We start from the raw sequence: 19,729 nt of genomic DNA on the forward strand, positions 1-19,729 counted from the left end.
TCATCCGGTCGTTCCCGAACCTCACCGGCACCCCTGCCTATCGTGCGCCGGAGCAGAGCGTTCCGCCCCCGAACCAGAACGCCCGGAGCAACCACCATGTCCATCCGGAACCTTGGCCGTTCCCTCGCCACCTCGCGGTCGTGGAGTTGGAGGGCGGCCCACGCCTGCGGTCGTACGTCTCCGGCGCTACGACACCCGCGCACGGCGAGGTCGTACGGGTGAGGGTCGGGCAAACCCTGTCGTACGCGGTCTCCCCCGCCGTAGAGACAAAAGCAGCGGAGGCGGCGTGAGGACGCGGCGGCCGTTGGCCGTGGCGCACCGGGGTGACCCCTGGGCCGCGGTGGAGAACACCCTGGATGCCGTACGGCGGGCGGTGAGTGCCGGAGCCGACGCGATCGAGGTGGATCTGCGGTGCACGGCGGACGGGGTCGTCGTACTGCATCACGACGACGACCTGCGGCGTCTGTGGGGGCGTCCGGAGTCGGTCGCCGCCCTGACACTGGCCGAGTTGAGGGACATCGCGCCGGCCGTCCCGACCCTGCGGGAGGCCCTGGAAGCCGCCGACAGGATCCCGTTGCTGCTGGACACCGGGGACCCTGTGGTCGCGACGGCGGCGCACGCGGAGCTCGGACGACTGGGAGCGGTGGCCATGTTCTGTGGCGCGGCGGAGGCGATGGCGGCGGTGCGGGCGCGGGACGAGCGGATCACGCTGTTCCTCAGCTGGTACGGCGAACTGCCGCCGTCCGAGGGCGTGTTGGGGGCCGTGCGCCCGCAGTACTTCAATCCTGAACACCGGTTCCTGAGCGAGGAGGCGGTGGCTCACTGGCATGCGCGGGACGTGCTGGTGAGTTGCTGGACGGTGGACGCCGCGGACCGGCGCGGCGAACTGCTCGCGTGGGGTGTGGACGCGATCATTGGCAACGACCTGAACGGGGTGGTGAAGAGCTGTGCCGAACGTGCCGAACGGACATGACCTGGACGGTGCTCTGCGGGTGGCCGTGGAGTTGGCCGAGTGGGCGACGGAGGCGATCCGTGGCGGGAACCGAGGAGGTGCGGGTCCGGTCCGGGAAAAGGCGAGTCCGGCCGACATCGTCACCGACACGGACGAGGCGGTGGAGCGGCACGTGCGGGCGGTGCTGCGGCGGGAGTTCCCCGACTGGGGCATCGACGGCGAGGAGTACGGCGCCGAGGAGGGGGCATCGGACGACGCTCCGCACTGGGTGATCGACCCGGTGGACGGAACGACCAACTACGCTCACGGGCTTGGCTGGTGCTCCTTCTCCCTGGGCCTGGCGGAGCCGGACGGCAGTCCGCTGCTGGGTCTGGTGGCGGACCCGTGGCGGGGTGAGGTCTTCACGGCGGTGCGGGGCAAGGGCGCGCACCTGAACGGGACTTCGATCCACGCGGCGGACCACACCACGCTCACGGGCCATGTGTTCCTCACGGAGTGGGCGGCCCACGCGCACTGGCCCGGCCTCGACGCGCTGCTCGCGCGACTGGCCGACCGGCACTGCACGGCCCGCGTCATGGGCTCGACCGCGCTGTCGTTGGTCCAGGTCGCGGCGGGCCGGGCGACGGCCGCCGCGATCGGTGAGTTCCACCCGGTGGACGGCCTGCCCGCGTTGCTGATCGCGACCGAGGCGGGTGCGGTGGCCATGCCGCAACTCCCTTCCTACGGTGAGCCGTTGCTGCTCGTGGCGCCGCAAGCGGCGGCGGAGGCCGGGGAGTTGTGGCGTTCGACGGTCGGGGCCGCCTAGCGCATCGGACGGCGGCCATCGAATCGGTGGCCGTCGGTGCCCCTACGACAGGGGCATCACCTTGCGGTAGGTGACCACCGCGGCCGTCGCGACCGTCACGTGCATCAGGAGCAGCGCCGCGACACCGGTCGCGCCACCGTCGCCGTAGAGCAGGAAATCGGGGACGAAGGACACCAGGACGAGGGCCGGGACCAGCCACCGCACCAGGGCCTGGGGGTCCTTCGACACCTTGCGCAGGATGGCCCAGCCGATGGCGCCCGCGACGATGCCGAGCGTCGTCAGGAAGATGTACGACGGTGCCTTGAGGGGCTGGAAGTCGTCGGGTGCGCCTGCGGTCAGGGCGAGTTGGGCGATGACGGTGTCCGCCGCGGAGGCCAGCACGATCGCGGCGATGACACCTCCCACGACGACGAGCGGACCTCGGCGGACGGCGACGGCTTCAGAGGCGAGTGACATGACAGCTCCAGGGAGGGAGATTTCGGGCAGAGCCCAAAGAGTCCCGAGACGGATCGGGCCGCTTGAACTCTCAAACGAGAGTCTGACCGACTCCGTTTGAAACTTCAAGCGCGCCTGACGGGTGCCTGTCCTGGCACTCTCTAGGATCGGGTGCACGATCTTGACCTGTGGGAGTTCGGATGAGCGGGGATGTGCGGCCGGAGCCCGGGCTCTCGCCGGAGCGACTGGCCTTCTTCACGGACGCCGTCTTCGCGATCGCGATGACGCTGCTGGCCGTCGAACTGGAGCGACCGGACACGGAGGAGCGGGCGTCGGCCGGTGCGCTGGCCCGCTTCCTGGTGGACCAGCGGAATTCCTATCTGGCGTTCGCGCTGGCGTTCGTCCTGTTGTGGTCGGTGTGGCGGCGGCACCACCAGCTGATGGACCAGATCCGCGTGCTGTCGCCGACCTTCGCGTTCTGGCACGCGCCCTATCTGCTGCTGGTCGCGTTCCTGCCGTTCCCCACGACCGTCATCGGCTCCGCCATCACCAATCCGATGGCGCAGACCCTCTTCGCCGGGACCATGGCGGGCATCGTCTTCTGCGAGGTCGCCCTCAAAGAGGTCTCCGCCGACGGCGGCCTCGTCATCGGCGATGTCCCACGGGCCCGCAGACACGCCGACGCCTCGTGGGCGGTGGGCCTCTGGTTCGTCCTGAGCCTCTGTCTCGCCTGGGTGTTCTCCTACGCCTACGTCCTGTGGATCTTCGCGCCGCTGTCCGCCACCTACGGCGGTCCGCTCATCACCCGCCTTCGCGCCCGGCGCACACGTTCCCACGACGAGCGGACGCCGCCGACCGGGTCGTAGACAGTCGTAGACAATGGACGGAGTGAAGGGCATGTACAACCTGCGCCGCCTGGAGGTGCTGCGGGAGTTGAAGTACCGCGGCACGCTGGCCGCCGTCGCGACGGCCATGTCGTACAGCCCCTCGGCCGTCTCCCAGCAGCTGGCCCTCCTGGAGTCCGAGGTCGGCGCACCGCTGCTGGAGCGGGAGGGGCGTGGGGTCCGGCTGACGCCACAGGCCGAGATCCTCGTCGCCCGTACGGAGAAGGCCCTACGGGAACTGGAGCGCGCCGAGACGGAGATCGCGGCCTCGCTGCGGGAGGTGTCGGGGACGCTCCGGGTCGCGGCCTTCCAGACGGCGATGCTCGCGCTGCTGCCCGCCGCGCTGACCTGGCTGCGCGAGCACCATCCCCGGGTGCGGGTGGAGGCCACGCAGGCGGAGCCCGACACCTCGCTGCCCGGCCTGCTCACCCGGGACTTCGACCTCGTGATCGACGAGACGTTCCCCGGCCGCCCGCGACCGGCGCGGGCCTCGGAGGTCGAGCACCATCCCCTGTACGAGGACGCCATGCGGCTCGCGACCCCCGCGCCGGTAGCGGCCGTGGCCGAACTGGCCGAACGCCCCTGGGTGATGGAACCCGCCGGCACGCCCGCCCGCGCATGGGCGACCGGCGTCTGCCACGCGGCCGGCTTCGAGCCGGACGTCGCCTATGTCTCCGCGGACATGCTGACCCACGCACGGCTCGTCGAACGGGGCCACGCGGTGGCCTTCCTGCCCGACCTGCTCTGGTACGACCGCACGCCCCGGCTGGCGCTCGACACCTCCGCCGTCCACGTCCGCACCGTGCTCGCGACCGTGCGCGCCGGCGCCGGGGAGCACCCCCTGATCCGGACTTTCCTGGCCGCTCTGGGGTACGCGGTCGGCAGGCTGCCCGCGCGCACGGGGTGACGTCGCCGGGCCACCTCATTCATCAATTTTCCTAACCTTTCACATCCAAAAACATTCACTTTACTGAAAGGGTGCGGCTTGAGAACGTGAAGGAAAGGGTTCTTCGGACAGACGGGAAGCACAGGACATGGACATCGAAGCGCTCCGCCAGGACACCCCGGGCACCGCGAACCGGGTACACCTCAACAACGCGGGGGCCGGTCTCCTGTCCCGTCGGACGCTGGAGGCCATGACCTCCCACCTGGAGTTGGAGGCGGCCATAGGCGGTTACGAAGCCGCCGGCCAGGAACGGGACCGCATCGACGCCACCCACGCGGACATCGCCCGGCTGGTGGGCGGACAGGCGGACGAGATCGCGCTGTTCGACAACTCCACCCACGCGTGGAACGCGGCCTTCTACTCCATGACGTTCAAGCCCGGCGACCGCATCCTCACCGGCCGGGACGAGTACGGCAGCAGTGTGCTCGCCTATCTGCACACCGCCCGGCGCCACGGCGCCGAGGTCGTCGTCGTACCCGACGACGAGGACGGACAGCTCGACACCGCGGCCCTGGCCGACCTGATCGACGAGCGCACCAGGCTCGTCGGCGTCACCCACATCCCCACCAGCGGCGGCCTGGTCAACCCGGCGGCCGAGATCGGCCGGATCACCCGCGCGGCCGGCATCCCCTTCCTGCTGGACGCCACCCAGTCCGTGGGCCAGTTCCCCGTCGACGTCGCCGAGATCGGCTGCGACATGCTCACCGCGACCGGCCGCAAGTTCCTGCGGGGCCCGCGCGGCACGGGCTTCCTGTGGGTGCGTCCCGAGGCCCTGGAGTACCTGGACCCGTACGTCACCGAGATCGAGGCCGCGACCTGGGACGGCGAGCGCGGTTTCAGCTGGCACGACGGTGCGCGGCGCTTCGAGACGTGGGAGGTCAGCTACTCCAACGTCCTCGGGCTGAGCGCGGCCGTCCAACAGGCCCTGGAACTCGGCATGGACGAGATCGGCCGCCGCGCCGTCGCCCTGGGCTCGTATCTGCGTGACCGCCTCGACGCACTGCCGGGTGTCACCACGTACGACCTGGGCCGCGACCGGTGCGCCATCGTGACCGTGAAGGTCGATGCCGTCCCCACGGCCGATGTCGCCGCGGCGCTCGCGAAGCAGGGGATCAACGTCACCACGACCGTGGCCGAGCACAGCCAGTTCGACACCGAACACCGCGGCGTCCACCCCTTGGTGCGGCTCTCCCCGCACTACTACAACACCGAGGCCGAACTCGACCAGGCCGTCGAGGCCATCGCCGAAATGGCCCGCAGCGCGCAGTAGCGCGAGGAGGCCGCCCGAGGTTCACGGGAACCGGATCGCGGCCGGCGGCCAGGCCGGGGCGGTGTAGGGGCGGCGGAACGTATGGCGCCCCGAGCTCACCTCGAACGGGGCACTGCCGTCCGGTAGTTGGACCTCGGCCCGGGTGTTCGGGGGTACCGACACCTCGACGACGAGGACGTCTCGTTCGCTGCCCAGGACATCCTCGATGCGCCAGCCCGCCTCGGCCCTGCCGTACCGGGTGTCGTGGGCCGCCTTCGCCCAGGTCAGGTCGCCGCCCGGGACCGGGGCGACGCGCAGTCGGCGCCAGCCGGGTTCGGCGACCGCGAGACCCGCGACCGTGCGGTGCAGCCAGTCGGCGACCGCGCCGAGGGCGTAGTGGTTGAACGAGGTCATCTCGCCGGGGTTGACGGTGCCGTCGGGCAGCATCGAGTCCCAGCGCTCCCAGACAGTCGTGGCGCCCATGGTCACCGGGTAGAGCCACGACGGGCAGTCCTTCTCCAGGAGCATGCGGTAGGCGAGTTGGGGTTCGCCCGCCGCGCACAGGGCGTCGCAGATCAGCGGTGTGCCCGTGAAGCCGGTGGCGATACGGAAGGACGCGCGGCGCACGATCTGCGCCAACCGCTCGGCAGCGCCCCGCCGTTGACGTTCCGTCGGCAACAGCGAGAAGGCGATGGCCAGGGCGTACGCGGTCTGGGAGTCCGAGGACAGTCGGCCGTCCGGCGTGACGAACCGGCCGGCGAACCGCTCGCGTACGGCCTGCGCGTGCTCGCGGAAGCGGGCGGCGTCCTCCTTCCCGTCCAAGTGGCCTGTGTCGCCGAGGAGTTGGGCGACCTCGGCGAGGACCTCCGCGGAACGGATGACATACGCGTTGGCCACGAGGTCGCCGTCGGTCCGCGCCTCTCCCGGACGGTCCGGCGGGGCCTGCGGGTCGAGCCAGTCGCCGAGTTGGAAGTCCTGGCGCCACAGTCCGTCGCCCTCGGCGGTGAGCCGGATCGTGGCCTCGCCCCAGGCCCGCATGCTCGGGTACTGGGCGCGCAGCACTTCCAGGTCCCCGAACCGCTGGTACAGGGTCCACGGCAGGAGCACCGCGACATCGGCCCACACCGCCTGGGCACCCGCGTCCTGGAAGGCGGCCGGCAGCACATCCGGGACGACGAGGGGCGGCACTCCGCCCGGTCGCGCCAACTGCTCCGCTGACAGGTCGCGCAGCCAGCCGGTCAGCATGCCGGAGCAGTCGTGGAGGAAGGACGCGGTGGGCGCGAAGACCTGGATGTCGCCGGTCCAGCCCATGCGTTCGTCGCGCTGCGGGCAGTCGGTGGGGACGTCGAGGAAGTTGCCGCGCATGCCCTGCACGACGTTCTCGTGCAGCCGGTTCACGAGGGGGTCGGAGCACTCGAACCAGCCGGTGCGGGCCATGTCCGTGTGGAGTACCACCGCTTCGACGTCGGCTGGGTCGAGCGGGCCGGGCCAGTTGCCGATCTCGGCGTATCTGAAGCCGTGGAAGGTGAAGTGGGGTTCGTAGGTCTCAACCCGCTCGTCCTCAGCTCCCTCTCCCTCCCCTTCGTCTCCCTCCACGCCTTCGCCGCGCAGGACGTACGTGTCCGTGGCGGCGGCGAACCGCAAGGGGCGGATGCTCAGTTCACCGTGCTCCAGCACCTCCGCGTGGCGCAGGGTGACCTCGTGGCCGGCGGGACCCTTCACTCGGATACGTAGTCGGCCGACCATGTTCTGTCCGAAGTCCAGGACGGTCTTCCCCGACGGCGTCGTGATGACCTCCACCGGGGCGACGGTCTGGGTGCGTCGCACGGGCGGACCCGTCGGTGCCACCAACTCGGCTCCAGGGGACGGGAGTTCGCGGACGTGACTCCAACCGGACGTGTCGTGTCCCGGCGTGGACCACCCCGGCCGCTCCCGCCGCGCGTCGTACGCCTCGCCGTCGTAGATCTCCGAGCGCAGCACCGGGCCGGTCGTCGTACGCCAGCGCTCGTCGGTGCGGACGGTCCGCGTCGTGCCGTCGGCGTACGCGATCTCCAACTGGGCGAGGAGTGCGCGGTGTTCACCGTAGATGTCGCGGCGGCCTCCGTGGAACCCGAGGCGTCCGGTGTACCAACCCTCGCCGAGCAGGGCGCCGATGGTGTTCTCACCGGCTCGCAGCAACGGCGTCACGTCGAACGTCTGGTAGCGCAGGCGGTGTTGATAGGAGGTCCAGCCGGGGGCCATGACCTCGTCGCCCACGCGCTCGCCGTTGATCTCGGCCGCGTAGACGCCGTACGCGGTGATGTACAGCCGGGCGGAGGCGACGGGACCGGCGAGGGTGAAGTCGCGGCGGAGCAGTGCTACGGGGAGCGGTTCCTCGGCAGGGGTGCCGAGGTCCGGGGTGATGGGGCGGGCCGTCCAGTCGGCCGCTTCCAGGAGCCCGGTCTCGGCGTACGCGGGCTCCGACCAGGGGGATGGCGCGTCCTCCCCCGCACCCCAGACGCGTACGCGTACACCGACGCGCTCCCGGGAACCAAGGTCCGGCCCCGGCCAGGGGACGAGGACGGACTCGGCGGACTCCGCGCGTCCGGTGTCGGCGAGGACCGTGCCGTCGGCGGCGGTGATCTCCACCTGGTGAGCGGCCTGGTGCCAGTCCCCGGTGTCGGTGACCGTGCGCCAGCTGAGGCGGGGAGCGGATTCGCCGATGCCCAGGGGTTCGCGGTGGTGCTCGAAGGTGGGTGGTGTGACATGCACGGGGATCAACTCCGGCTCGGATCATGGCAGATGTACACCCGTGGGGCTCCGCCTTCGTCGGGTACGGGTTCTACGGCGGTGGCGCGCACGCCCTCGCGGACGGTCCCGCCGGTGCGGGGATCGACCACCCGGTACGGGAGCGGGACGTTCTCCGGGTCGGTGACGAAGAGCGGGCCGCCCTCCTCCGCGTAGCAGAGGTACAGCACGCCGGGGACGGACAAGCCTCGGGGCGCCAGGGCGGAGCGCCAGTCGGGCCGCATGTCCGTCAGGGGGAGGCCGTGGAGGATGCGGGAGATCAGCCCGACGTGGCGTGAGCCCTCGAAGTGCAGTGCCTCGCGCCAGCCGGCGTCCTCGGCCAGGAAGAACTCCTCGTGTCCGGCTTCGGCGGGGTGCAGCCGCCACTGCCACAGGCTCGCCGCGCCGTAGACCACGCCCATCGTGCCGCCGGCGCAGAGGTTGCTCCAGGCCTCGTGTCCCTGCCACCAGCCCGCGGCGCGGCCGGGCCGCCCGGTGTTCTCGTACGTCGGCTCGGCGTTGGCGACCGCCTTGGCGGGGGTGTTGCGCCACATGTCGGCGACGCGTTCCTGGACGTGCCCGCCCATATGACCGGTCTGGCACCACTGGAAGTGCAGCCAACTCTCGCTCTGGTGTGCCGAGTTGTCGGCGTGCGGCCGGTAGTGGATGCCGCAGGGTTGGCCGTAGTCGTCCCAGCGGCCGATCTCCGCACCGCCCGCCGCGATCTGCGGTTCGCGGCCCTCGCCGTCGGCGCCGACCAGATAGACGGTGGGACCGGCGCCGTAACGAGCCACCAGATAACGGCAGTAGCGCGCGTACTCCTGCGGCGGTACCACCGGCCCGGCCACCCGCAGGCCCTTCCAGCCGAACCCGTGGAAGAGCGGCTGGAGTACGGGGACGATTCCGTGCTCGCGCAGGATGTCGATCAGCCGGTCCACGTACTGGAAATACGCCGGGTTGAGCACATTGACGTGCCCGGTGGGCAGGTCCTCGAAGCCGACGTCGAACCCCTCGTCCACGGTGCGGTCGCGCGGTCCGCGCGCGTCCATGTCGGGCTGGACGCTCATCAGCAGGGCCGCGTTGAAGCCTTTGGCCCGCCGGTCGGCGGCGTACTCCGTGACCTGCTCCTCGGTGGCCCGCCAGGGCAGGGCCCAGGCGGTGTCGCCGACCAGCAACGCGGCCGTGCCGTCGGCGTGCACCAGGCTCCGTCCGCCGGGCGACATCCGCCAAAAGCCGTGCCGGTGGAAGGAGTTGGCGTCATCGACGGCGGGGCGTACGACGAGTGTTCCGCCCTGTCCTGACAGTCCTTCGTCGGGGACGGAACTGCCGCTGCGCCAGGTCCAGCGGCCGTCCGCCTCCGGGGAGGCGAACCGGACCTTCCAGACCCGGCCGCCGTCCCAGAAGGCAGGGCGGCGCAGGACGGTGCCGGAGTCGTGGGTGAACTCGGCCCATACGTCGATGTCGGTGTACGGGTTGGCGTGGTCGCGGGCCCCGGTGAGGGTGATCTCGGTCTGCCGCCAGGGGGCGACCACCGGGTCCGCTTCCGTCCGTGTATCACTCATGAGGTCCCGACGGCGATGTCCGCGGCCAGGGGCGGGGTCGCCGAGGACGGTCCGGCCTCCAGGGTGAAGGTCCCCGACTCGACCTCCCAGCCGCCCACTTCGGTGTCCCAGTGCTGGAACGCCCGCGCGTCCACGGTGACCGTCGCGACGGTGTCCTCGCCGGGTGCCGCCTCGACCACGGCGAATCCGGCGAGCCAGCGGAGCGGGCGCTCGACGGCACCTCCCGGACGGCCGGCGTAGACCTGCACGACCTCCTTGCCGTGCCGGGTACCGTGGTTGCGTATCCGCACTTCTACGGTGAGATCGGCGCCGGACGCCACCTCGCCGGGGGCGTCGATCGCGACGTAGTCCCAGGTGGTGTAGCCGAGTCCGTGGCCGAAGGCGTAGCGGGGCGGCTGGGAGCGGGTGCGGCCGTCACCCCGGTATCCGATGAACAGCCCCTCGTCGTAGGCGAGTACGCCGTCGACCGGCTCGGTGGCGGGCAGTCCCTGCTCGGTGGCGGGCCAGGCGGTCGGCAGTCGGCCGCCCGGTTCCGCGACGCCCAACAGGACGTCGGCGAGCGCGTTGCCGAACTCCTGGCCGGGGAACCAGGCGAGCAGCACCGCCGCCACCTCCTCGGACCACGGAAGCAGCACCGGCGCACCGGAGTTGACCACCACGACGGTACGGGGGTTGGCCTCGGCGACCCGGCGGACGAGTTCGTCCTGCCGGCCGGGCAGCGCCAGACTGTCGCGGTCGAAGCCCTCGCTCTCGACCTCTTCGGTGGTGCCGACCACGACCACGGCGACGTCGGCCTCGCGGGCGAGTGCCACGGCCCGCTCGATCTCCTCGTCGTCGCTGCCGTGCGGCGGCTGGAGGTTGAGCTGGAACATGGTGACCGCGTCGCCGAGGGCGTCGTCCGCCGAGTCGACATCGTGGGTGACCATGGCGTGAGTGACCGTGTCGTGGGTGAGGACGATCTCGATCTCCTCGCCCTCCGCCAGATCGACGGTGTGGAGACGTTGCGGCGGAGTCATCAGACCCTCCACCAGGTCGGCGCCCGGCGGGAGTTGGAGACGCGCGTCGAACACCTCGGACCCCGCGACGGACAACCGGAAGCGTCCGATGCCCGAGCCACCGATGGCGTACCGGCCGGCGTCGGTCGCGCGGATCACGGTGCGCACTTCTACCCGGGCGACCTGCCCGGTGGGCACGCTGGGGCCGTAGGACCCCATCCAGGTGTAGGCGCCCCCGGCGCGGCGCTCGGAGCCGAGGAGAGTTCCGTCCTCGGAGAGGAAGTTCACCTGCACGCCCTCGCCCGAGTCGTCGGGGTGGCGGAGGTAGGCAAGTGCCGCCGTGGGTATGCGAGTTTGCGGGGTGACGCCGACGCCGTGGGTGACCTCGACGTCGTCGCCCAGGGCCGCGCGGATGCCGTCGAGGGGCGAGACCGTGTAGGGCGGGAAGACGGTGGCGCTGCCTCCGCCGAGGGTTCGGGCCGCGGCGGCGTTGGGTCCGAGGACAGCGACCCTCGTCAACGCCGCGCGGTCCAGGGGAAGTCGGGCGTTCTCGTTGCGGGCCAGGACGAATCCGGCGGCTGCGGTTTCGCGCAGGCGGGCCGCCACGGACTCGGCGTCGTAGTGGGGCGGAAGGACGGGGGCGGGCACATCGGTCAGCGCGCCGACCCGGGCCGCGAGGCGCAGCAGTCGTAGCACCTTGTCGTCGACGAGGGCCTCTTCGACCTTGCCCTTGCGTACGGCGGCGACCAGCGCGTCGCCCCAGGGACCGATCGGGCCGGGCATCACCAGGTCGAGGGCGGCGCGGGCGGACGGCTCGGTGGTGCGGGCGGCGAACCAGTCCGACATCACCAGTCCGTCGAAGTCCCAGTCGTCGTGCAGTACTTGGCGCAGCAGCGGGCTCTCGGTCATCGGGTATCCGTTGACGCCGTTGTAGGCGGCCATGACCGCCCAGACCCGGCCCTCGCCGACGATCCGCTCGAACGGCGCCAAGTACAGCTCCCGCAGGGCGCGTTCACCGATGCGCGCGTCGAGCGTCATGCGCTGGGTCTCGGAGTCGTTGCCGACGAAGTGCTTGACGGTGGCCGCGACGCCGCCGCCCTGGACGCCTCGGACGTAGGCGACGCCGATGCGGGCGGTGAGCAGCGGGTCCTCGCTGAAGCACTCGAAGTGCCGTCCGCCGTAAGGGGTTCGGTGCAGATTCACGGTCGGGGCGAGGAGGACGTCGACACCCTTGGCGCGTGCCTCGTGGGCGAGCAGACCGCCGAGTCGTTCGATCAGCGGCTCGTCCCAGGTGGCGGCCAGTGCGGTGGGCGAGGGCACGTTGGCGGAGGGGCTGCGTTCGTCCCACAACTCGCCGCGGACTCCGGCGGGTCCGTCCGAGACGACCAACCGGCGCAGTCCGACGGCGGGTTCGGGGTGGAGGGACCAGAAGTCGGCGCCGGTCAGCAGCCGAACCTTCTGCTCCAGGGTGAGCACGCCGAGGCGTCTGGCCAGCTCGGCTTCGTCCGTTGCGGAGGGGGTGGAGGGGGCGTCGGTGGTGGGCTGCCGGGTCACGGCGTCCTCCTCGGTGAAGGTGAAGGTGACGGTGAAAGCGAGGGTGCGGGTGAAGGTGAAGTGGGATCGTCGTCGCGTTCGATGAGCAACCGGACGTCCCAGGGGCCGAGTTCGAGCGCGGTTCCGGCGGCGAGGGGCTCACCGGTGAACAGGTCGTGGACGTCCCCAGGAAGGCGGTAACCGACCGGATCCCAGGCCCAGTTGTGGACGAAGCGCAGGACGGAGCCGTCGGCGGTGGTGGCCGACGTGCAGGTGACGGACGGCGGCCGGTCCTCGCGCCAGGCGTCGGAGGGGAGCGAGACCCCGGTGACCCACTCGGCGAGGCTGCGCGAGAGTTCGCGGTCCGGGACCGTGCCGACGTAGGTCACGCGGCCGGCGCCGCACTCGTGCGTGGTGACGGCGGCGAACTGACCGAGGTGCGGATGGTCGTACCCGGCGAGGACGGTGGCGCCCTCCGCGATCAGTCCATCGGCCCAGGCGGTGGCATGCCCGTGCAGAGCAGGGCCGTTCGTGTCCCCCTGGGTGATCGTGACCGGGGTCAGCACATTGGTGAACTCCTGGTAGTACGCGCCCGCCCCGGGCCGCAGCACTCCGGGCATGACCGTGTGCCGGGCGACAGCCTCCTCGTCGGCGTAACCGGTGCGCGGGGTGAGGACGAGATGGCCGCCGGCTTCGGCGTACCGGCGCAGCAGGTCCAGCGTCGCGTCGTCCGCGATGTACAGCGCCGGGACGACAAGCGCCGGCCACCGGTCCACCAACTCCTCCGGAATGGAGGCAAGTTGCTCCGGGGAAACGATGTCGACGGACAACCCGGCGTCGAACAGCCCCCGGTAGAACGCGGCCACGATGCGGTCGTAGGACTGCGGATCGCCGAACCAGGCAGGGGTGTTGCCCCGGAGCGGTGCCATGAACTCCATGGCCCAGCGGCTGTCGGCGGACAGCAGCATCGCCACGTCGCTGCGGGGTCGCAGGCCCTCGATCGCACTACCGGCCTGCTCGAACTCCCCGGCGATTGCGGAGAGTTCGTCGTAGGTCCGGCCGGGTTCCAGGCTGTGGCCGAGGATGCCGCCCCAGTAGGTCTCGGCGCCGTAGTGCAGGGAGTGCCAGTGCCAGTACTCGATCATCCTGGCGCCGCGCGCGACCATGCTCCACACGGCCTGGCGGGCCTGGCCGCGGTAGAGGGGGAAGTTGTCGGCGGAGCCGCCGATCGAGGTGGCGTTGGTCTCCATGACGAGGAAGGGCTCCTGGCGGATGCCGCGTGCCATGTCGTTCTGGAGGTAGAGCCAGGCGGGACCGGACCAGGCGACGAAGAACGGATACAGGCCGCCCTCCGGCTCGTCGGGACCCGGAAGGGCCAGCCCGTCCTGCGTGGCGTAGTAGATGTTCGCCCCGGCGATGTCGAGGGGCCGGCCGATCGTCGCGATGTCCAGGCCCTGTTGGCCGAGGGCGACGCAGGTGGTGACGAAGTGGCGCTCAGGGACGAGACCGCGGACCAACTCGGCGTGCCAGGTGATGTATTCCTGCGTCAGCCGCGATTGATAGCGGCGCCAGGCGAGGTCGTACGACGGGGTGGAGTTGCCGTCGGGGGTCCACAGGTCCGCCCAGTCCCGCAGGCGGTGGGACCAATAGGTGAGCCCCCAGCGGCGGTTGAGGGTCTCGACGTCGCCGTAGCGTTCGCGGAGGTGGTCGAGGAAGCCCTGGAACACCGAGTCGTTGTGGAAGAGCCGTAGCCCGGGTTCGTTGTCGACCTGCCAGCCGATGACCGCCGGGTGGTCGGCGTAGCGCCCCACGATCTTGCGGACCAGCCGCTCGGCGAGATGCCGGAAGGCGGGGTGCGAGTAGTCCGCGTCCTGCCGCATGCCGTACGGGATGGGCTGCCCGGTGCTCGAACGGGCCGCCGTTTCCGGGTACTTGCGGCGCAGCCAGGGCGGGACGGCGTAGGTCGGGGTGCCCACGATCGCCTTGATGCCTCGGTCGTCGGCGGCGTCGAGCACCGGTTGCAGCCAGTCGAGTTCGAAGTGGCCCTCGCGGGGTTCCCAGGTCGACCAGACCGACTCGCCGACCCGGATGACACTGAACCCGGCCTCGGCCATCAGATCGAGGTCTTGCGCGAGCCGCTCGTACGGCTGGTACTCGGTGTAGTACGCGGCTCCGAAGAGCATGCGTGAGGAGGAAGTGCCCATACGGTGCTGGTGACTTTCTCTCAGGTGCCGGTCGGTGTCGTGGAGGGGGCGAAGGCGTCAGTCCTCGCCCCGGTACCTGAACTGGCCGAAGGCGACGGCCCCTTCAGCGGCGTACATGCCCACGACTCGGCCGGTGAAGGACGCGGCGGTCTCCGCGGAGACGTAGCGGCCGTCGAGTGCGGCGAGTTCGACCGGTCCGCTGTCGGTGTCGGTCTCGACGGACAGGCGGACCATGTCGGGGCCCAGGGCGTCGAGGCCCATGCCCCTCACCGGTTCGGTCTCGATCCGTACGGTCACCGGTCCCGGCCCTGGGGGAATCCGCTGCTCCCAGGTCTGACACATCCCGCCCACCCGAGCGCGGGCGCGGGCGATACCGGCGCCCACCTCGATGTCGTAATGATGCCGTTCGTCGATCCGCAGGCTCAGCCCGCCGACTCCCCCGGCGCTGTCCACGCGGACCGAGAAGGCGACCGCCTGGTGCTGCTGGCGGCGGCCGACGAACCGTGGCCGCGGGTCGTCCATGGTGGAGCCGTCGGCATGTATGACGAGGTGGCCCGGTCGTTCGGTGAGTGAGGACCAGTCGGCGGCCGGTGTCCGTATGGAGATCCACTCCAGGCCGAGTTGGGCGCCGGTGAAGTCGTCGTGGTGCTCAACCGGTGCGGTCGGCGGGGTCAGTTGGACCGGCTGCACCACCGGCCAGCCGTCAACCCATTCCAGTGTCGTGCTGAACGTCTCCCGGCCCATCGGAGAGAACGCCCTCGTCAGACCGCCGGGCCGCATGCCCAGCAGGAACAGCGCCCAGCCGCCGTCGGGAGTGCGGACGAGGTCGGCGTGGCCGGTGTTCTGGACGGGGCGGGCGGTGCTGCGGGCGCTGAGCACCGGGTTGGCCGGGCCGCCTTCGAAGGGGCCGTCGGGACGGGTGCCGCGGGCGATGCTCACGGAGTGCCCGCGCTCGGTGCCGCCCTCGGCGATCAGGAGGTACCAGGTGCCGTCGATCTCGTAGAGGTGCGGCGCCTCGGGGAACATCAGGCCCGTGCCCGACCACAACGACCGGGGTTCTTCGAGGGCTTGGCCCGTTTCCAGGTCCATGCGGACCTGCTGGATGCCGAGGTGCTCGCCGGCGCGGTCGCCGTCGAGTTGGAGTCCCGAGTACGTGACGAGACAGGTGCCGTCGCTGTCCCACGCGAGGTCCGGGTCGATGCCCGGCACGCCCTGCATGACGATGCCGTCGGACCAGGGGCCCTCGGCCCGTTCGGCGGTGAAGATGAGGCTGCCGCGGCCCATCGCGTCGGTGACGACCAGCCAGAAGCGGCCGTCGTGGAACCGGATGGTGGGCGCCCAGGCGCCGCCGAGCGTGGGGACCTTCTCCACCGCCAACTGAGCGGGCCGGGTGACCACGTTGCCGATCTGCTCCCACCGCACCAGGTCGCGGCTGTGGAACAGCGGTACGCCGGGGAGGTACTCGAAGCTGGAGCAGGCGAGGTAGTAGTCGTCGCCGACGCGGGTGATGCTGGGGTCCGGATGGAAGCCGGGGAGGACGGGGTTGGGCAGGGTCATGCTCGGTCTCCCGACGTCGGGGCGGTCGTGGATACGGCTGTCGAGGCACCCGGGGAGGTCGCCGTGGCGGCCACCAGCCGTCGGCGCTCGGCCCGGCGTTCCGCCTGCCGCTGTGGGTCCGGCACCGGCGCGGCGAGCAACAGGCGCTGGGTGTACGGGTGTTGGGGCGCGGCGGTGACGGTGGCCGCGTCGCCGGTCTCGATGACCTCTCCGCCTCGCATGACCGCCACCCGGTGACTGATGTGCCGGACCACGGACAGGTCGTGGGTGACGAAGAGGTAGGCGACGCCGGTGCGTTCCTGGATCTCGACGAACAGGTCCAGTACCCGGGCCTGGGTCGACAGGTCCAGCGCGCTGACCGGTTCGTCGCAGACGATGACACGGGGGTCACGGGACAACGCCCTTGCGATGGCGATGCGTTGGCGCTGTCCGCCGGAGAACTCCCGCGGCAGCCGGTCCCCGGCGTCGGTAGGCAGCCGTACGTGGTCGAGCAGGTCCCGCACCCGCTTCTCGGCCTCCGTCCGCGGGGTTCCCGCGACGCGCAGCGGTTCGCTGAGGATGTCGTTCACGGTCATCGCCGGGTTGAGGGAGGTGTACGGGTCCTGGAACACCACCTGGATGTCGCTGCTGAGGGCCCGGCGTTCCTTCGCGCCGAGACCGGAGATGACCTTGCCGTCGTAGCGGACGGTGCCGGAGGCGATCGGGGCCAGCCCGAGTACGGCCCGGCCCAGCGTGGTCTTGCCCGATCCCGACTCGCCGACCAGTCCGAGGGTCTCGCCCGCGCCGATGCTGATCGACACGCCCTTCAGTACCCGGAACGGCGGCTTGCGCCAGCCTTTCGCCGGGTACTCCACGACCAACTGGTCGGCGATCAGAAGGGGTTCGGCCGGGATTTCCTTGTTCGGCGTCCCGTTCATGGTCCCGTTCAATGTCCCGGTCATGCCGGACCCTCCTGACGTCCGGTGTGCGTGATGCCGGCGCTGTTCGAGATGCCTGCGGTGTCCGTGGCTCCCCCGGCGCTCGCCGACACGCTGCGGCTCAGGCTCAGCGCGGACCGCGGCTCGGCGTCCTCCAGCGTGGAGGACAGGAGCATGCGGGTGTAGGGATGTTGGGGAGAGGCGAACAACTCCGCCACGGGTGCGGACTCCACGACCGTGCCGGTCTGCATCACCGTCACGCGGTCGCAGATGTCGGCCACCACGCCGAAGTCGTGGGTCACCAGGATCACGCCCATGTTCCGCTCGCGCTGAAGGGACCGCATCAGGTCGAGCACCTCGGCCTGCACGGTCACGTCGAGGGCGGTGGTCGGCTCGTCGGCGATCAGCAGGTCCGGCTCGCAGGAGACGGCGCCGGCGATGAGGACGCGTTGCGCCATGCCGCCGGAGATCTGGTGCGGGTAGGAGCGGAAGACCCGTTCGGGGTCGGAGATGCCGACGCGTTCCAGCAGGCCGAGGGTCTTCGCCTTCGCCTCGGCCGCGGACAGCCCGAGGTGTCTGCGTACCGGTTCGACCAGTTGGGCGCCGATACGGAAGGAGGGGTCGAGGTTGGACATCGGTTCCTGCGGGACGTAGGCGATCCGGTGGCCGCGGTAGCGGTTCATCGCGGCGCGGCCGAGCCGTCCCAGTTCCGTGCCGTCGAACTCCAGCCGGGCGGTGCTGACTTGGGCCTCTCGGGGGAGCAATCCGAGGACGGCGAAGGCGGTTTGGCTCTTGCCCGAGCCGGACTCCCCCACCAGTCCGAGGACTTCGCCCCGGCGGACCGCGAGGGAGACGCCGTCGACGACGGTCTTCTCGCCCTGGGCCGTCGGATAGGAGACGGTCAGGCCTTCCAGGACGAGCAGGGCGTCGTCCGCCTCACCCGCCTCAACGGTGACGGGCGGTGCCTTCGTGTCAGCGGCCGGCTTACGGGTCGTAGCGCCACGCGACTTCTTCCGCCCGCCGGTCGCGCTCCCGTCCAGCGCGTCCCGCAGGGCGTTGCCCAGCAGGCCGAACGCGGCGACGGTCACGGCGAGCGCCACGCCGGGCCAGACCATCAGGACCGGCTTCGTGTAGATGTTGCCGAAGGCGTCGTTGAGCATGGAGCCCCAGCTCGCCTGCGTCGCCGAGCCCAGGCCGAGGAATTCGAGCCCGGACTGGATGACGATGCCGAGGCCGAGCATCTGGGCGGCCTGGATGATGGTCGGCGCCTGCACGACGGGCAGGATGTGCCGGCGGATGATCCGGGCGTCCGTCAGGCCGGACACCCGTGCCGCGTCGACGTACAGCTCCTCGCGTACGGAGATCACCGAGGCGCGGATCAGCCGGAAGACGCCCGGTGACATCAGCAGGCCGAACACCGCCATGGCGAGGTAGGTGTTCTGGCCCACCGCGGACATCACGACGAGGAGCACGATGATCGCCGGTACGGCCATCAGCAGGTTGGAGACCCAACTGCTCACCGCGTCGAACCACTTGCGGTAGTACCCGGCCACCAGACCGGCGGGCACGCCGATCGCCACGGCGACGGCCACCGCGAGCAGCGCGCCGAGCAGGCTGGTCCGGCCGCCGTAGAGGAGTCGAGCGAGGACGTCACGGCCGACGCCGTCGCCGCCCAGCGGGTGTGTGCCGCTGATCGGGGCGAGGCTGTCGGTCAGTGAGGTGTGGGCCGGGTCCTGGCCGGTGAGGAGCGGTGCGAACAGACTGGCCAGGGAGATGAGGGCGAGCAGGACGAGACAGGTCACGGCCACCGGGTTGCGCAGCAGTCGGCGCAGGAGTCCCGCCCGCCCCTGCGCGGCGACAGCGGGGGCCACCGTTTCTTCGGACTGGGGAAGCGTCATCCCACACGCACCTTCGGGTTGAGCCAGCCGTATGCGAGGTCCATCAGGATGTTGACCACCACGACGAGGGCGACCATGACCACGACGACGCCCATGACCACCGGGGTGTCGCCCTGCGAGCCGGCGCTGGTCGCCTGGCTGCCGATCCCGTTGAGGCCGAAGACCTTCTCGACGACCACCGCGCCACCGACCAGGCCGATGAACTGCAGGGCCAGCACGGTCAGTGCGGCCGGGGCGGCGTTGCGCAGGGCGTGCCGGAACAGCAGGCTCCGCTCGCTGACGCCACGGCTGCGGAGGGTGCGTACGTAGTCGGCGCGCAGGACGTCGACCATGGAGCCGCGCACCTGCTGGGCGGTGGCGGCGATCGCTCCGACGGAGAGCGACAGCGCGGGCAGGGTGATCGACCGGAGCCAGCCGCCCGCCGAGTCCGCCAGCGGGACATAGCCGGTCGCCGGCAGCCAGCCCAGGTCGACGCCGATCACGACGGCGAACACCAGGGCGACCAGGAAGCTGGGTACGGCGAACCCCAACACCGCGAGCAGTTGCACCAGTTGGTCCAGGGCGCCCCGGCGGACCGCGGCGGCCACGCCCAGCACCGTGCTCAGTACGGCCGACACCAGGAGCGCGGCCAGCACGATCGACAGGGTGACCGGCAGTTTGTTCTCCAGCGAACTCGTCACGGACTCGCCGCTGAACCACGAGCTGCCGAGGTTGCCGTGCACCGCGTCCGCGAGCCAGTGGCCGTAGCGGACCACGAAGGGCTGGTCGAGCCCGAGTTCGGCGGACTTGGCGGTCACCTGCTGCTGGGTGGCGGTCTGCCCGACGATCTGGCGGACCGGGTCGGAGCCGGTGAGGCCCATCAGCGCGAAGGTCGTGGTCGCGATGACCAGGACCAGGACCAGCCCGGCGACGATGCGCCGGACCAAGAAAACGATCATCTGTCTCTCCACCTTGCCTCTCCCTGACCGGAGTTCATCGGCGGCCGGGCGGAAGCCATGTCATTGCTCCCGCCCGGTCCGGCTCCCG

The 19,729-nt window shown here is 70.9% G+C and carries 14 protein-coding genes; 5 read left to right on the forward strand and 9 right to left on the reverse strand.

The window, feature by feature from the left end:
• Positions 1–286: 286 nt before the first annotated feature.
• Together OG407_RS02910 and OG407_RS02915 are read left to right on the forward strand one after the other, a co-directional pair.
• Positions 287–973, forward strand: a complete 687-nt coding sequence (locus tag OG407_RS02910; RefSeq protein WP_405854685.1) for a glycerophosphodiester phosphodiesterase — start codon at positions 287–289, stop codon at positions 971–973.
• Positions 957–1,757: an inositol monophosphatase family protein gene (locus tag OG407_RS02915; RefSeq protein WP_405854687.1), complete on the forward strand. Its 801-nt coding sequence runs from the start codon at positions 957–959 to the stop codon at positions 1,755–1,757. Before OG407_RS02910 ends, OG407_RS02915 begins: the two co-directional genes overlap by 17 nt.
• A gap of 42 nt (positions 1,758–1,799) precedes the next feature.
• On the opposite strand, the gene OG407_RS02920 is transcribed toward OG407_RS02915, so the two are convergent.
• Positions 1,800–2,213: a DUF6069 family protein gene (locus OG407_RS02920; protein ID WP_405854689.1), complete on the reverse strand. Its 414-nt coding sequence runs from the start codon at positions 2,211–2,213 to the stop codon at positions 1,800–1,802.
• Positions 2,214–2,392: 179 nt separating this feature from the next.
• On the opposite strand from OG407_RS02920, the gene OG407_RS02925 reads away from it, so the two are divergent.
• The 3 genes from OG407_RS02925 (at position 2,393) to OG407_RS02935 (ending at position 5,292) form a co-directional block, all read left to right on the forward strand.
• Positions 2,393–3,058 carry a TMEM175 family protein gene (locus OG407_RS02925; RefSeq protein WP_405854691.1) on the forward strand — a complete coding sequence of 222 codons (666 nt, stop codon included), beginning with the start codon at positions 2,393–2,395 and terminating at the stop codon, positions 3,056–3,058.
• Positions 3,059–3,071: 13 nt separating this feature from the next.
• Complete coding sequence (locus OG407_RS02930) at positions 3,072–3,983, forward strand: LysR family transcriptional regulator (RefSeq protein ID WP_405854692.1); 912 nt, start codon at positions 3,072–3,074, stop codon at positions 3,981–3,983.
• A 127-nt stretch (positions 3,984–4,110) separates the two neighbouring features.
• Positions 4,111–5,292 carry an aminotransferase class V-fold PLP-dependent enzyme gene (locus OG407_RS02935; protein WP_405854694.1) on the forward strand — a complete coding sequence of 394 codons (1,182 nt, stop codon included), beginning with the start codon at positions 4,111–4,113 and terminating at the stop codon, positions 5,290–5,292.
• A 21-nt stretch (positions 5,293–5,313) separates the two neighbouring features.
• Here the strand turns inward: OG407_RS02935 and OG407_RS02940 are convergent, their stop codons facing one another.
• Genes OG407_RS02940 through OG407_RS02975 form a run of 8 tightly spaced genes read right to left on the reverse strand, consistent with a single transcriptional unit; the run spans position 5,314 to position 19,641 of the window.
• On the reverse strand, positions 5,314–8,022 hold the full coding sequence (locus tag OG407_RS02940; protein ID WP_405854696.1) for a family 78 glycoside hydrolase catalytic domain: 2,709 nt from the start codon (positions 8,020–8,022) through the stop codon (positions 5,314–5,316).
• Positions 8,023–8,027: 5 nt separating this feature from the next.
• Positions 8,028–9,599 (reverse strand): DUF4038 domain-containing protein, encoded by a 1,572-nt coding sequence (locus OG407_RS02945; RefSeq protein WP_405854698.1) that lies wholly within the window; start codon positions 9,597–9,599, stop codon positions 8,028–8,030.
• The gene (locus OG407_RS02950; RefSeq protein WP_405854699.1) at positions 9,596–12,148 is read right to left on the reverse strand and encodes a beta-glucosidase; all 2,553 of its coding nucleotides are present in this window, start codon (positions 12,146–12,148) and stop codon (positions 9,596–9,598) included. The genes OG407_RS02945 and OG407_RS02950 overlap by 4 nt, the downstream gene beginning before the upstream one ends.
• Entirely contained in the window at positions 12,145–14,331 is a 2,187-nt protein-coding gene (locus tag OG407_RS02955; RefSeq protein ID WP_405854701.1) for a beta-galactosidase, read from the reverse strand. The genes OG407_RS02950 and OG407_RS02955 overlap by 4 nt, the downstream gene beginning before the upstream one ends.
• 57 nt (positions 14,332–14,388) lie before the next feature.
• Positions 14,389–15,888 carry a glycoside hydrolase family 43 protein gene (locus OG407_RS02960; RefSeq protein ID WP_405854703.1) on the reverse strand — a complete coding sequence of 500 codons (1,500 nt, stop codon included), beginning with the start codon at positions 15,886–15,888 and terminating at the stop codon, positions 14,389–14,391.
• Positions 15,885–16,829, reverse strand: a complete 945-nt coding sequence (locus OG407_RS02965) for an ATP-binding cassette domain-containing protein (RefSeq protein WP_405854705.1) — start codon at positions 16,827–16,829, stop codon at positions 15,885–15,887. Before OG407_RS02965 ends, OG407_RS02960 begins: the two co-directional genes overlap by 4 nt.
• The gene (locus OG407_RS02970; protein ID WP_405854707.1) at positions 16,826–18,703 is read right to left on the reverse strand and encodes a dipeptide/oligopeptide/nickel ABC transporter permease/ATP-binding protein; all 1,878 of its coding nucleotides are present in this window, start codon (positions 18,701–18,703) and stop codon (positions 16,826–16,828) included. Before OG407_RS02970 ends, OG407_RS02965 begins: the two co-directional genes overlap by 4 nt.
• A complete protein-coding gene (locus tag OG407_RS02975) occupies positions 18,700–19,641 on the reverse strand; it encodes an ABC transporter permease (protein ID WP_403592884.1) in 942 nt (313 codons plus the stop codon). The genes OG407_RS02970 and OG407_RS02975 overlap by 4 nt, the downstream gene beginning before the upstream one ends.
• Between the last annotated feature and the right edge of the window lie 88 nt (positions 19,642–19,729).

Origin of the sequence: Streptomyces sp. NBC_01515, from assembly GCF_045040345.1 — a bacterium.
Lineage (GTDB): Bacteria > Actinomycetota > Actinomycetes > Streptomycetales > Streptomycetaceae > Streptomyces.

Excerpts from the sequence above, each read along its gene's own strand:
- OG407_RS02920 (WP_405854689.1), bottom strand. The coding sequence starts at position 2,213 with ATGTCACTCGCCTCTGAAGCCGTCGCCGTCCGCCGAGGTCCGCTCGTC.
- OG407_RS02925 (WP_405854691.1), top strand. The coding sequence starts at position 2,393 with ATGAGCGGGGATGTGCGGCCGGAGCCCGGGCTCTCGCCGGAGCGACTG.
- OG407_RS02930 (WP_405854692.1), top strand. The coding sequence starts at position 3,072 with ATGGACGGAGTGAAGGGCATGTACAACCTGCGCCGCCTGGAGGTGCTG.
- OG407_RS02935 (WP_405854694.1), top strand. The coding sequence starts at position 4,111 with ATGGACATCGAAGCGCTCCGCCAGGACACCCCGGGCACCGCGAACCGG.
- OG407_RS02945 (WP_405854698.1), bottom strand. The coding sequence starts at position 9,599 with ATGAGTGATACACGGACGGAAGCGGACCCGGTGGTCGCCCCCTGGCGG.
- OG407_RS02955 (WP_405854701.1), bottom strand. The coding sequence starts at position 14,331 with ATGGGCACTTCCTCCTCACGCATGCTCTTCGGAGCCGCGTACTACACC.
- OG407_RS02960 (WP_405854703.1), bottom strand. The coding sequence starts at position 15,888 with ATGACCCTGCCCAACCCCGTCCTCCCCGGCTTCCATCCGGACCCCAGC.
- OG407_RS02965 (WP_405854705.1), bottom strand. The coding sequence starts at position 16,829 with ATGACCGGGACATTGAACGGGACCATGAACGGGACGCCGAACAAGGAA.
- OG407_RS02970 (WP_405854707.1), bottom strand. The coding sequence starts at position 18,703 with ATGACGCTTCCCCAGTCCGAAGAAACGGTGGCCCCCGCTGTCGCCGCG.
- OG407_RS02975 (WP_403592884.1), bottom strand. The coding sequence starts at position 19,641 with ATGATCGTTTTCTTGGTCCGGCGCATCGTCGCCGGGCTGGTCCTGGTC.